The organism is Microcystis sp. LSC13-02 (genome assembly GCA_002282935.1).
Taxonomy (GTDB): Bacteria; Cyanobacteriota; Cyanobacteriia; order Cyanobacteriales; family Microcystaceae; genus Microcystis.
Genome location: MTBT01000009.1, coordinates 14,568 through 27,847, shown reverse-complemented (window position 1 = coordinate 27,847; position 13,280 = coordinate 14,568). Strand labels below are relative to the sequence as shown.

The 13,280-nt window shown below is 40.1% G+C and carries 11 protein-coding genes; 1 reads left to right on the top strand and 10 read right to left on the bottom strand.

Features of this window, described 5'->3' with window-relative positions:
• Positions 1 to 149 precede the first annotated feature (149 nt).
• The 3 genes from BGL89_RS00465 to gcvH form a co-directional block, all read right to left on the bottom strand.
• The gene (locus BGL89_RS00465; protein WP_286823668.1) at positions 150 to 737 is read right to left on the bottom strand and encodes a hypothetical protein; all 588 of its coding nucleotides are present in this window, start codon (positions 735 to 737) and stop codon (positions 150 to 152) included.
• Positions 738 to 987: 250 nt separating this feature from the next.
• Positions 988 to 2,160: a molybdopterin-synthase adenylyltransferase MoeB gene (gene moeB, locus BGL89_RS00460; RefSeq protein WP_286823667.1), complete on the bottom strand. Its 1,173-nt coding sequence runs from the start codon at positions 2,158 to 2,160 to the stop codon at positions 988 to 990.
• Positions 2,161 to 2,319: 159 nt separating this feature from the next.
• Complete coding sequence (gcvH, locus tag BGL89_RS00455) at positions 2,320 to 2,715, bottom strand: glycine cleavage system protein GcvH (protein WP_002773620.1); 396 nt, start codon at positions 2,713 to 2,715, stop codon at positions 2,320 to 2,322.
• A 176-nt stretch (positions 2,716 to 2,891) separates the two neighbouring features.
• On the opposite strand from gcvH, the gene BGL89_RS00450 reads away from it, so the two are divergent.
• The gene (locus BGL89_RS00450; protein WP_286823666.1) at positions 2,892 to 5,600 is read left to right on the top strand and encodes a bifunctional acetate--CoA ligase family protein/GNAT family N-acetyltransferase; all 2,709 of its coding nucleotides are present in this window, start codon (positions 2,892 to 2,894) and stop codon (positions 5,598 to 5,600) included.
• A 22-nt stretch (positions 5,601 to 5,622) separates the two neighbouring features.
• Here the strand turns inward: BGL89_RS00450 and BGL89_RS00445 are convergent, their stop codons facing one another.
• The 7 genes from BGL89_RS00445 to BGL89_RS00415 form a co-directional block, all read right to left on the bottom strand.
• Entirely contained in the window at positions 5,623 to 6,603 is a 981-nt protein-coding gene (locus tag BGL89_RS00445) for an NAD-dependent epimerase/dehydratase family protein (RefSeq protein ID WP_286823665.1), read from the bottom strand.
• A 20-nt stretch (positions 6,604 to 6,623) separates the two neighbouring features.
• A complete protein-coding gene (locus BGL89_RS00440; protein ID WP_286823663.1) occupies positions 6,624 to 7,403 on the bottom strand; it encodes a glycosyltransferase in 780 nt (259 codons plus the stop codon).
• 376 nt (positions 7,404 to 7,779) lie between these two features.
• A complete protein-coding gene (locus BGL89_RS00435; RefSeq protein ID WP_286823662.1) occupies positions 7,780 to 8,454 on the bottom strand; it encodes a class I SAM-dependent methyltransferase in 675 nt (224 codons plus the stop codon).
• 14 nt (positions 8,455 to 8,468) lie between these two features.
• Positions 8,469 to 9,557, bottom strand: a complete 1,089-nt coding sequence (locus BGL89_RS00430) for a glycosyltransferase family 4 protein (protein WP_286823661.1) — start codon at positions 9,555 to 9,557, stop codon at positions 8,469 to 8,471.
• Positions 9,558 to 10,040: 483 nt separating this feature from the next.
• Positions 10,041 to 11,093, bottom strand: a complete 1,053-nt coding sequence (locus BGL89_RS00425; protein WP_286823660.1) for a glycosyltransferase family 2 protein — start codon at positions 11,091 to 11,093, stop codon at positions 10,041 to 10,043.
• 143 nt (positions 11,094 to 11,236) lie between these two features.
• Positions 11,237 to 12,136: an NAD-dependent epimerase/dehydratase family protein gene (locus BGL89_RS00420; protein WP_286823659.1), complete on the bottom strand. Its 900-nt coding sequence runs from the start codon at positions 12,134 to 12,136 to the stop codon at positions 11,237 to 11,239.
• On the bottom strand, positions 12,129 to 13,241 hold the full coding sequence (locus BGL89_RS00415) for a glycosyltransferase family 4 protein (RefSeq protein ID WP_286823658.1): 1,113 nt from the start codon (positions 13,239 to 13,241) through the stop codon (positions 12,129 to 12,131). The genes BGL89_RS00420 and BGL89_RS00415 overlap by 8 nt, the downstream gene beginning before the upstream one ends.
• Between the last annotated feature and the right edge of the window lie 39 nt (positions 13,242 to 13,280).

Genomic DNA, 13,280 nt, shown 5'->3' with positions numbered 1-13,280 from the left:
TTTTCTGAAGTCTCTCCTTGCCACTCTTTTTGAAAAGCGATTGCGCGATTTTTAATTTCATTCCAACTTAAAGGCATAGTTTTAATTCCTTCCCTACCCCGCTAAGAGTTTGGGTAGGGAATCTGGCACATTCGTTGAAATAATCTTGATTAAGGTCTCTGGTCTTGATTTTGGGGATAACTGGGGAATAGATCCCTGGGGAAATCCTCGGCACTTAAACAGGTTTGTAAAGCTTGGGAGGGGTTATTTTTGTCCACATCACGACTGACAGCGATAACGCACTCGGAAAAGCGACCGGGTAATAAACTTTGACGACAGGAATCTAAAATCTGTGTAGAAATCCCTAATTTATCGGGTTCCTTGGCTGTTTCTGTTTCCGTTTGTTTGGGGGAATTAGTGGCAAACAAGGGGGCAGCGCGATGGATATCGACCACACAATTACCTAGGTCGATGGGACGACGCACCTGAAAACAAGCTTGCAGAGCCAGATTACCATCGATCGGGGTTTTGGATTTAATCATCACCACACACCGGGATAACTCTTTGGGAATTAATGCTTCTGAACAAGCGGTGGCGGCATCTTCGGGACTGACTCCCGTGCCGACAATCTGACTGATACAGGCACTAAATTGATTATTGTTGCCAAATGCGATCGCTGCTCGGTTCATTTCTACTAAGCCAAGGGAAATAGCAGCGATTGCGCTCCAACTAGCAATTTTTTTAATATGGTTTTTCATTGTTTGCTCACACCGAAGATTTTAAGGCTAACTGGCCTTGATCTTAACAGATTCAGAGAGAACAGGAAACACAGAGAAGGGGAGATGGGGGGATGGGGAATGGGGTAGAGTTGATTCATGAATCAACCCTACCTTGAATCAACCCTAGGGAGATGGGGGAATGGGGAGATGGGGGAATTTGACTAATACCCCAAAACCCTAACACCCTAACACCCTAACACCCCAAAACCCCAAAACCCAAGAGCCAAAATTAGTATTCTGGTACAGTGGAATCGACTTCGCGACTCCAGGCGCTGATACCACCTTTAACGTTAATTCCTTCGATACCTGCCTCTTTGAGGATAGCGAGGGCTTTAGCGGAACGTCCCCCCATCTTACAATGGGCGATGAGACGATAACCGTTGACTAATTCCTTAATTTTGGGAATTGCCGCACCATTTTCGATATCGGGTAAGGGAATTAATACCGAGTTGGGAATCTTAGCGATTTGGTACTCGTTGGGATTACGCACATCGATGAGAATGTAATCATTGGCCTCGCTGTCAAGTAGGGTCTTTAACTCTACTACGGTTATTTCTGTCATTTTTTGCTGTTCTGCTGCTTCTTGTGCTTGAGCTTGCGGGATACCGCAGAATTGTTCGTAATCAATTAGTTTTTCAATAACGGGACGGATGGGATTCGGACGCAATTTTAACTCACGGAATTTCATTTCCCAAGCATTGTAAAGCAGTAAACGACCACTGAGGGTATCCGGTGCGCCGAGGATAATTTTAATGGCTTCTGTGGCTTGAATTGTGCCGATTACTCCGGGTAAAACTCCTAAAACGCCGCCTTCCGCACAGGAGGGAACCATCCCCGGTGGTGGCGGTTCGGGATAGAGATCGCGGTAGTTGGGACCGCCTTGGTAGTTAAAAACGGTTGCTTGTCCTTCAAAGCGGAAAATTGAGCCATAGACGTTGGGTTTGTCGAGAAGAACACAAGCATCATTAGTCAGATAACGGGTGGGGAAATTATCTGTCCCGTCGATGACTACATCATAGGGAGCTAAAATGTCAAGGGCATTTTCGGAACTTATGCGGGTTTCGTACAAATCCACCTGACAATAGGGGTTAATTTCTAGAATTCTGTCCTTAGCGGAAACAATTTTCGGTTTACCTACCCAAGAAGTGCCGTGAATAATTTGACGTTGCAGATTGGAACTATCGACGATATCGAAGTCAACAATACCGATTCTACCGATGCCAGCCGCCGCTAGATAGAGTAAAAGCGGGGAACCGAGTCCCCCAGTGCCGATGCAGAGAACACTGGCGGCTTTTAGTTTTTTTTGACCTTCTAAGCCCACTTCGGGCAGAATAATATGTCGAGAGTAGCGTTGAACCTCCTCTTTGGAAAGTTCGATCGCCGCGAGATGAGGATTTAGCATAGATTGGGTAAATAGTGAAACCTGACTCGATTCGGGCAAGAATTTCGTCTCAGCACGCTTTAGAGACAAAAATCAGGAAGACTCGATCGCTTCCTGTTTTTTCAATTCTTTCTATGCTTATGATAGTGTGAGGGTCTGGCTCCCTGTTGTTAATATTAGTTAACTTTCCCCTGCTACTTGGGTGCGATATTCACTAGCGGAGAGGGTATCAGCCAAGGCAGTATCGGGGTTTTCTACCCGCACTTTTAATAACCAACCCTCCCCGTGGGGATCATCGGCAATTAATTCGGGGGAGTCAATCATCGCTTGATTGCGATCAACTACGGTTCCCGAGACGGGAGGATAAAGATCTTCTACCGCTTTTACCGATTCAATCGTGCCGAAACTACTACCTACTTCCAGCGCCTCTCCCAATTCGGGCAATTCTAGAAACACGATATCACCCAATTGATCGACGGCAAAAGCACTAATTCCCAAGGTAGCGATTTCACCTTCGAGTCTGACGTATTCGTGGGTTTCTAGGTATCTCAAATCCTCGGGATATTCCAGTTCCATCGTCTGTCTCTAAATATTTACAGCATCAGTTAGTTTACTAGATCTCTTGGGGAAAATGTTGATCGGGTGGGGCTGTTTTATACTAAATCCTGTTTGAAAGGTATGGAGAGTGGGAAGTGGGAAGTGGGAAGTGGGAAGTGGGAAGTGGGTTTTTAAAGTTCTTGGGAGCGTCAATTATGTTAAATTCCATCTTAGCTCCTCGTGGTGGCGAACATCAAACCATAAGAGCCTTTTTTGAGCCAAAAACTATCGCTGTGGTGGGATTTAATCGCCAAAATCCCCAACTCGATCGCACTCTTTTAAATAATCTCCATCATAATCCCGGTCAGCGCCGCCTTTATCTAGTTAATCCTCACCCCGAAAACTGGCTCGATCTTCCCAGCTATAGCAGTTTACCAGATATCCAGGCGGCGATCGATCTGGTAATTATCACTGCCCCTGCTCCCGAAATTCCCGCTATTATCGCCCAATCTGTCGAAAAACAGGTTAAATGCGCCCTGATTCTCTCCACGGGTTTTCGGGAAACCGGCCAGATGGGGGAAAATTTACTCAGGGAAATTAAAGCGATCGCCGGTCAAAAATTACGCATCATCGGTCCTCATAGCTCAGGAATCAGCAATCTAAGCCAAAATCTTAACGCCACCTTTTCTCCCATCTTGCCGAAAACTGGTTCAATTGCCCTGATTAGTCAAAGTGGTGCGATCGCTGCTGCCGTGCTTGATTGGAGTTTAAGCGAAAATGTCGGTTTTAGTCACTTTATCTCCCTCGGAGTCCTTTTAGATGTGGATTGGGGCGAATTACTCTATTATTTGGGAGACGATCCCCAAACCAAAAGCATCGTTATCTACCTGGAATCCCTGAATAATGCCCGCTCTTTTCTGTCCTCGGCCCGAGAAGTTGCCCTAAATAAACCAATTATCGCCATTAGTCGCCACAGTACCGACTTTGACCCCACTGCTCTTTCCCATGCTGGTAAATTGACCAGCGATCAACTAACTCTCTCCGCTGCCTTTGCTCGCTGTGGCATCGTGGAAGTACAAAGAATGGCCGATCTCTTGAATATCACGCAAGTTTTAGGGAAAATTCCCCGATTTCCCCGGGGAAAACGCTTGACAATCATCAGCAATGGTGTTGCTCCCGCTCTTTTAGCGGCCTCAGCTTTACTGGCGGAAGATGGACAACTGGCAACCCTTACCCCCGCAACGATCGAGCAACTAGCACCTCTTTTTCCGGCGGATATTGTCCCCCAAAATCCCATCGATCTGCGTCGCAGCAGCGATCCCGATAGCTACGCTCGCGCCCTAGAGATCGCTTTAGCGGATGCACATACCGACGCGGTGTTGATGATTCTCTCGCCTCGCTTTAACACCGATCTGCGAGCAATTGCCCGTAGCATCGCCTCAATCGCTCAAAATAGCAAAAAACCCATTTTAGCAAGTTTGATGGGGGGAGAGGGCATTGCAGAGGGAGTAGCGTTATTAAATCAGCAGGGTATCCCCACCTATCGCTATCCCGATTCGGCGGCCCGGGTGTTTAATTTGCTCTGGAAATATGAAGAGAATCTGCGCGGTCTTTATCAAACGCCAATTTTAGCCAATTCTCAGGAAAATGGCTCCGATCGAGTTTTAGTTAGCCAGATTATCGAGCAAGCAGGGGATAGAACAATTCTCAGTGAGTCAGAGTCTTTAGCTATACTCAAAGCTTATGGAATCCCTGTTATTGTCACTGAAATTGCTGAAAGTGCCGCAGAAGCAGTTAATCTCGCTGAATCTCTCGGTTATCCCCTGGTGATGAAACTGCATTCCCAGACGATTATCCATAAAAGCGCGGTGGGTGGGGTACAATTGCCACTTTTTTCCCCTATAGCAGTCGCGCAAGCATATCAGGCGATCGAAGCTAATGTTAGCGCACAAGTGGGTCGGGAGCATTTTCTCGGGGTGAGTATTCAACCGATGTTAGAGATCGATCGAGGATATGAGTTAATTATCGGCTCTAATTACGATTATCAGTGCGGACCGGTGATAATTTTCGGTACTGGTGGCCGTTTAGTCGATATTTTTCAAGATTACGCCACCGCTCTACCTCCTTTAAATACTAATCTCGCGCGCCGACTTTTAGAAAAAACCAAGATTTATCGGGCTTTTAACGGGACAAATGGGCTTAAATCGCTTAATTTGGCGAATTTAGAGCAAATAATCGTTAGATTTAGTAACCTGGTTAGTGAACAACCTCGCATTAAAACTATCGATATTAATCCCTTTTTTGCCGATTCAGAGCAATTGATCGCCCTTTCCGCTTCTATCCTTCTTCATACTCGAACTACACCCCCAGAAAAGTTATCTCATCCGGCAATCCGTCCCTATCCCGAACATTATATAGGGCGTTGGACGACAAAAAGAGGCTTAAAGGTGCTAATTCGTCCGATTCGGGCAGCGGATGAGCCTTTAGTGCGACAATTTAACCATTATCTCTCGGAAGAAACCATTTATTATCGTTATTTTCACCTTGTCAATCTCGATCGCCAAACCGCTTATGATCGTCTTACGCGCATTTGTTTTATCGACTACGATCGAGTAATGAGCTTAGTGGTAGAGATTAATAACGATCAGACGGAAGATCGAGAAATTATCGCTATAGGACGCTTAAATAAACTACACGGCGTTAATGTGGCAGAATTTGACCTATTAGTTAGGGATGACTATCAAGGGCAAGGAATTGGTACTGAGTTACTACAGCGTTTAGTCACTATTGGCAAAAAGGAAGGATTAGAGGCAATTGAAGGGGAAATTTTAAGGGATAACCGCGCTATGCAGATGATAGCGGCTAAAGTGGGGTTTTCTCTCCATAAAACCCCCGATTTTGTCAAAGCGGAACTTGAATTATGAAGTCTTTTTGACCAGCTGATCACTAATTTTCTGGCTGAATTGTTTGGGCTAATCCTTGCTCTAAAGTAAAGGGAGGTTGCCAATTCAGGGTTTTTTGAATATATCTAGAGTCAACGGCAAGAGAACCAAGCAAGCGATCGATATTATAGGTGTTAAAAGGGAGATTTTTCCCTGTTATGGATTCTATGTTATCACCCAGATAACCTAAGAATCTAAGTAAGGTAGTGGGGACGGGCAGCAATCGACAGGGTTGTTGAATTTGTTGAGCAATGAGTCGAATTAATTGAGGAGTCGAAACAGCTTGGTTATCGCTAATTAAAAAAATCTGATTAGCGGCATTAGGATGATCTAAACAGGTAATAATGGCAGCAACTAAGTTACCCACAAAGACAAAACTACGACGATTTTTTATTGCACCAAAAGGTAAAGGTAATCCCCGTTTAATTAGTTTCATCAAGCGCTCCATATTAGCACGATTACCTGGCCCGTAAACTAGAGTAGGACGAAGGATTGTCCAAGTCATGTTACTATCTTTGGCAAGGTTAATTAAAGCTTGTTCCGCTTGCAATTTACTACCACCATAAGGACTATCAGGATGACAGGGAGAGTTTTCGTTAAGAATATCATCACTTTCGGCAGCCATAGCATGAATAGAACTGACAAAAATAAAGTGCTTAACTCCCGCTTTTAGCGACTGCTTAACTAGGTTAATAGTCCCCTTAGTGTTAACTTTTATAAATGCTGCTTCTGGATTGGATATAGTCTCATGAAGGATATGAGATCGTCCTGCTAGATGAATAACGGTATCAATGCCTAGCAATGCTTCTTGCCAATCGGTCATATCATCAATTTCGCCAACTTTGATAGTCTTAATTGACAGGGATGCGGGAAACTCAAATTCCTGGCGAATTGCAGCTGTTATTTGCCAATTATGTTGGTGTAAAGTTGGCAGTAAGTGGCTGCCAATGAAACCAGTAGAACCTGTAACTAAAACGTTTTTCATTATTAATTATTCAATTAAGTTTAGTAAAATTTCCACCCATGTTTATTAAAAAAATACACGGCAGATTGAGCAAAAACTATAGCCAGTTTAGTAGAGTTGTGCGCTCCTCTTGCCCAATGATGATAAATATTTACATGGGGATAAAGTATGGTTTTGTATTTTTTAGACATTCTAAGGGTCAAATCATAATCTTCAAAATACATAAACATATTTTTATCAAAGTAGCCAATCTCATCTAAATATTTTCTGTTAAATAGCATAAAACAGCCACTAATAATCGGCACTTCCATTATCTGGTTATAGCTAATATCTCGCATTTCATACCAGTCCAATCTCTTTTTGAAAAGAAATTGCATTTTTTTTGGTATAAAACGTCTAATAAATAAGGTCAAAACCGTAGGTTGACGCTTGCAAAGGTATTGGATATCCCCGTTAGGGTAAGATATTTTTGGAGTAATCAATCCCACATCTTGATGCTTATCGAGATAGTGAATAAGTTCGGTGATTACATTATTATCAAAATAAACATCTGGATTGATAACTAAATGATAATCATAATTTTTAGCTCTAGTAATAGCTAGGTTATGTGCTTTGCCAAAACCAACGTTATCACCCTTATTGAAGTAATAATCTATATCGTATTCCTGAAAATTATCAAAAATTTTTTTGAGTTCATCGGTGGGAGAATTATCTACTACTGATAAATTAATTTCTATTGGTGTGCTGAACAGAGATTTAATTGCTTGAGTAACTATCTCTGGGTCATTTTTGTAAAGGACAAGGGAGGCCGTAAGTTGCATAAGTATCTAAAGCTATCTTTTACTAAAAAGAGTATCCAAACAGTTCTATATCTTCCTTGAGATGTTCACTAATAATATTTTTGGTTTCTTGGTTATAATAACTCCTGTAGTCTCGCTGACGTTGATAATTTTGATTGACGCTTGCTAGTTTTACTTCTGGTAACTTAAGCAATTCTAGTATTTTCTCATAGTCTTTTTGTCAAGTTTCAAATATAGTTAAAATATTCTCAGTCATTTAAGATAAATTTTCTCAGAGATTTCTCCATCCAAAGAAGACCCCGCTACTTTGGGATTATGGATAAAAAGAAAGTTGTATTTGCAGGAAATTAACATTTTATTCTCATCTCCAGTTGATTTTTTAGTGACAGTCATAGAACTAGATTTTTTGGGCTATAATAACCTTCTGATCTTCAATTACATTGCGACCCGAGTTTACCAGACGTATTTCAGCGTGAAAACCATAACTTTCTAACCGCTTAGTTATATCCAATCCGTAATTTCTGAAGGCAAGAACTCTTCCCTGTCCTCGAATCTGATCGCCATGATACTCTGGCTCAAGTTGATGTATGATAGTCCCATCAGGCTGTAAGAAACATCTTTCAACTGTCTTCGGGTTATCTAATAAAGGCACGGTAAAGATAAAGTATCCATCTTTTTTTAAGACTCTGTAAATTTCAGAAAAACCCTTGCTGTCATCAGGAACATGCTCAAAAACTTCGGTGGAAGTCACTAAATCAAAAGATTCGTCGTTGAGAAGAAGATTTTGAACGTCTTGACAGACAACAGAGTTCTTCATCAACCCTAGAGGTACATCATCAAAGTATTCAGAAAAGTATAAATTCTGAAATTTACCTTTTAATAATTTATACAAAGCTCCGCGAGAAGACAACTCGTAAACAGAGGTACTGGTTGAAAAGTTTAGAGAGTCAATTGTCAGACCAACTGCTCTATGAATTTTAGTAGATCTACAGTTTAAACAACGAGTACCAAAATATCCTGGATGTATCCGAACCACCACAGAACCGCACAAATTACAAATCCCAATAGTCATAGATGTTTTCCTCGTTATTCAGTAGTAGAGATTATAACGTTTTCGATAGATTTAGCTATATTATTCCAGTCGAGACTTGTATGTTTCCTTTTGAGATTTAAGGAAATAGACTCATAAAGCTCTTTATTGTCAATTAGAGCCAAAATACCCTCTTTAATCGATTCAGAATCTGAATTTACGAAAATTGCTTCAGCATCTGGAACTAGCTGATCTTTAAGTCCACCCACTTTTGTACAAACCATGGGAATACAGGCAGAAACACCTATAGTAACTACCCCTGACTGGGTTGCAATAGTATAGGGAAGAACTAAAATATCAGCTTCATTGAAAAACTTAGAGATTTCATTTTCTGGTACATAATTATCTATAAAAACAATTTTACTACTAGAGTAAATATTTCTATCAATACCGAGGGGATAGAAATGCTTTCCAACTATAACTAATTTATTATATTTTTCTGTTGCCATCTTCAAACAGGCGTGGATTAAATTCTCAACTCCTTTGGAACGGATTACCTGGCCAAAAAAGAGAATGTTAGGCAATGGATTATGATTCCTGGATGCTTGCCTTAGACCTTCTGGTATTATTAATCCGTGAGGAATAACATGGCAATCGTCTTTTCTCCCATATTTTTTTTGAAATTCGTTTTTTACATATTCCGACAAAAAAATTAATTCATCTGAAGAGTAAAGAGATTTCTCTTTAAGATAATTTAGAATTTTGCCCTTGAAATTGTTCTGATTTTTATCCCCTATACATCCGTCATGTATAGTAGTTATTACCTTTTTATTAAACAGCTTAAAAATGAATACAAAAAAAATATTCCAGTAATGAAAATAAGGAAGATAAATAGAACTATACTTGTTAACTGTCAAATCACAGAACAAGCTGATCATATATAGAGGCAATAAAGTAAAAGAATAGATAAAGAACTCATATACGTTTCTATGAGCAATCCATTTATAAGTGTGGCATGGAGTTTTTACAGAAGAGCCAAAAGGGATGATAACGGTTTTTTCAATCGAAAGACGATCAATAACTTCTTGTGCATATATTACCGTACCACCTCGTACCCCAAGAGACAATATCAAAACAGGTTTCATGCTAAACTTCCTTCACTAAATTAACTACCAATATAAGCGCATCTTAACAATCCTTGACAAAATGAACTTTATGTGGGTTGCTTACCCATGATTCAGGAATATTTGAGTAGAATTTGCCATCTCACTTGTTAATCAAAAATTGGCCAAATGGGTCGAGTTCGTAACTATTCTAATTGACTGGTAAGTAGTCGTGCAAAATTAATTTCTTGGTTAGGATAGGCAAAAGGCACTCTTGCACAAGGCAAGGGGTAGTTAGATATGTGTAATTAATTTTGCTTAGGTACTTATAGTCATTTCAATTAAGATTGAGAATATCAATCCCAGAGTTCATAAGGGTTTTGTCGGTCTAGGCTGTATCAGACTTATCTGAAATGACTATATCACTTGAAATGCCCACGCGCATCACAAAATCGGTCAATTGTCAATAGCGTTTGAGATGCTCTCAGCCTGAATTAATCACTGAACCCCCTAGTCAAATCTTAATCAATCTCTTTTATGACGATATCGGTAATAAGTTGACAACAGTGGCTCACTGAGTAGTGGCTTGACAATTTGCTTTATACCGTTTACTAGAAGTACAAATAAAAAAATCAAAAAATTTTTTGCCAAAGATATATTGTCTTTTCTAACTTGAAAATTTTCCTTGGCTTTAATCCATATACTCATAATGCCTTCCTCTGATAAACCACCTAACCTCATAGAGGTCAAAAAATCATCTATTATCAAAAATTTAACTTTATGAGAATGAAAGGCTCTATAAATAAAATCGTAATCTCCTGCTATTTTATATTTAGGGTTAAATGTACCAATTGTTTTATATACATCACAAGATACAAAAGTAGCTGGATGATGCAGAGGCATTCTCCACTCTATTTGTTCTTCTAACGACTTATGTGATGCGTAAAGTCTGATCTTGATATTTCCCTGGCTATCAGTGCGAAAAATTGCACCACTTATGATAACTGATTTCAGTTTTTGAGGATTGACATATTGATTGGTTACTTTCGATATTGTACCATCATTGTAAAGATCATCACTATTAATTAATCCAATTAGCTCTCCTGTTGCTAATTCAATTCCTTTGTTCATCGCATCGTATAGACCGCTATCGGGCTCACTCACCCAATAATCAATCTTATCTTCATACTTACGAATAATATCAACTGTACCATCCGTAGAACCGCCATCTATGACAATATACTCAACATTATCATAGGTCTGATTAATCACACTCTGAATTGTCTGCTCTAAATACTTCTCGCCGTTAAAAACTACAGTAATGATGGTAACTAAAGGAAGCGGTGAATTGTCAGACAAGCCACTAGCTTCATCATAAGAACGTTTGAAATATCCCTGGGTTCTCAACCCGCCTTCTGCTTTTCGTTCTGGATTGGGTGGTAGGAACAGAGAAAACTGCACTTTTGATGCGGAATCGTTGACAATAACCGGTCTCTCCTGCGTCACCAGGCGAGTGGCGGAAAAATTGCGGTCTAGCGCGATCGCGTCTTTGTCTTGATTGACTAGGGGAAGCGTCATAATTGTGATTTAGCAGCAGCTTTCTGGAATTATAACTTACTCCAGCACCTCTGTCAAGGATGGTAGAAAGAGGTGATCGACAAACTCATCAATAAACTCGTCAATTGAATTGGCAGCCACAAGACAAAAATTGATTGAATTAGTTAGATTATACCTTGGGAGCGCATTAATTCTATCTCTTGTTGCAACCCGACTTCTAGAGTACGAGGAGTAAACCCTAAATCCCTTTTAGCTTCTTCGTGGGAATAAGCTTTGTCTTCTTGTAATCGCAAGATTTGTTCTCGTCGCACGGGTGATTTTTTAGCTAATGTTTTTTCTAGTAGGGTAGCTGACCAGATGCCAAATTTTAAGGGAAAAGATAGGGATCGTACCGATTTTCCTAATAACTTTTCTACCAATAAAATTAACTGACGGAAGGAAACAATACTACCTCCGGAAAGATCGTAAGCACCTTTTATATTAGGACATTCCCAGACTTTTAACAACATCTGGGCAATGTCATCAGCGTGAACTGGTTGTAACAGGTTATCCCCAGAACCAAAAATGGGAAAGAATCCGTAGCGGTGACAGAATTTAATCAATTTGTGTAAGTTTTTATCTTGGGGAGAACCATAAATCATTGTCGGTCTCAGGAGACAATAAGAAGCAGCATATTGTTGTAAATAGCTTTCTGCTTTTTTATACTCGGCAGAATATTCATTATATTTTGAATACACTCCCGTGGTTCCGATGATAATTAATCGGGGAGTTTGTTGGAATTTTTTTAGACTATTAAGTATGGTTGGTACTTGTCGAAGCTGGACGAGATGGATAATGGTTTGAAAATTATTTTCACTAAAAATTTGCTGCCAAGTTTCTGGAATCGAGCTATCACCAATATGATAGATTATGGGTAATCCTAGACTATCTAACATACTGCGATCGCTAGTAGGGCGAATTAAACAATGTATTTCTATTTCAGGCTTAGTAGATGCCAAACGTTCCATGAAAAAACCACCTGGCAACCCTGTAGCACCTGTGATTAACAATTTATTCTCAATCATCATTTTTAGTCCTTTTCTCTAAAACTTGCTCATAAACCTGAAAGGTTTTTTCAAACATCTTCTCAAAAGTATATTCTGCTTCGTAGCGTTTGCGTCCTGCCGCTCCCATTTTAGTCCTGAACTGAGCATCTAGAACTAATTGTAATAGTCTCTGGTGTAAAGTGTTAACATCTCCCCGGGGTACAATATAACCTGTTATTCCTTCCATAATTGCTTCTGACGCTCCCCCAACATCGGACACAATCACTGGTAGTCCTGCTCTCATTGCTTCGATTGTGGTGCGAGGAAACCCTTCCCAATTAGATATTAAAGTAAATATTTGGGCTTGGGCTAATACTTCTGCTACATTGGTACGAAAGCCTAAAAAATTAATTCTGTCGATAATTTTTAGCTCCTTGGCTAAGGTTTTAATTTTTTCTAAATCCAGACCGTCTCCGACCAAATCTAAATGGGCTTCGGGAATATTTTGAAAGGCTTTCAGTAAGGTTACATGGTCTTTTTGCTGATCAAATCTTGCCACCATAACAATACGAACAGGGTTAGCATGACTAGGATTAGCTCTCAATTCTGCTGGTACATCTGGCATCCCATTATGTATAGTCAATAATCGATTGGGTTGCATACCATTTTTTAGTCCAATTAATCGATCTTGTTCCGAAACACAGATAATTTTATTAGCTAAAGGTTCTGTGATTTTTTCTGACCACTGATAGATAGTTCGACTCGGCTCTGGTACACCTCCTGTAAAAGCCCAACCATGGGCGGTAAAAATACAAGGAGTCTTGCTTTTTCTGGCTGCTAATCGTCCTAAAATTCCCGCTTTACTAGAGTGAGTGCTGATAATATCTGGTTGGAATTCTGCAATAATTTTTTGAAGAAAATTTAAGGTTTTCCAGTCTTTAATTAAGTTAATTTTTTTGCCCAAGTATTGACAAGATAGATTGTTTATGTGCTGTCCTTGCAAGTCATGATTGTAAATTCCTTTGCTTCCAGTAACAACTAAGACTTGATGGTGAGAATCTTGGAGAAATTTCGCTAAATCCCGCACATGAACCTGTGCGCCTCCAAGGGTATCTGCTCTAGTTATAATAAAAAGTATTTTCATTTTGTGTACAGTTTAAACTCTTTATTTATGGATAATTTT

Coding starts and splice junctions, on each gene's coding strand:
- BGL89_RS00465 (WP_286823668.1), bottom strand. CDS start 737: ATGAAAAACCATATTAAAAAAATTGCTAGTTGGAGCGCAATCGCTGCT.
- moeB (WP_286823667.1), bottom strand. CDS start 2,160: ATGCTAAATCCTCATCTCGCGGCGATCGAACTTTCCAAAGAGGAGGTT.
- gcvH (WP_002773620.1), bottom strand. CDS start 2,715: ATGGAACTGGAATATCCCGAGGATTTGAGATACCTAGAAACCCACGAA.
- BGL89_RS00450 (WP_286823666.1), top strand. CDS start 2,892: ATGTTAAATTCCATCTTAGCTCCTCGTGGTGGCGAACATCAAACCATA.
- BGL89_RS00445 (WP_286823665.1), bottom strand. CDS start 6,603: ATGAAAAACGTTTTAGTTACAGGTTCTACTGGTTTCATTGGCAGCCAC.
- BGL89_RS00440 (WP_286823663.1), bottom strand. CDS start 7,403: ATGCAACTTACGGCCTCCCTTGTCCTTTACAAAAATGACCCAGAGATA.
- BGL89_RS00435 (WP_286823662.1), bottom strand. CDS start 8,454: ATGACTATTGGGATTTGTAATTTGTGCGGTTCTGTGGTGGTTCGGATA.
- BGL89_RS00430 (WP_286823661.1), bottom strand. CDS start 9,557: ATGAAACCTGTTTTGATATTGTCTCTTGGGGTACGAGGTGGTACGGTA.
- BGL89_RS00425 (WP_286823660.1), bottom strand. CDS start 11,093: ATGACGCTTCCCCTAGTCAATCAAGACAAAGACGCGATCGCGCTAGAC.
- BGL89_RS00420 (WP_286823659.1), bottom strand. CDS start 12,136: ATGATTGAGAATAAATTGTTAATCACAGGTGCTACAGGGTTGCCAGGT.
- BGL89_RS00415 (WP_286823658.1), bottom strand. CDS start 13,241: ATGAAAATACTTTTTATTATAACTAGAGCAGATACCCTTGGAGGCGCA.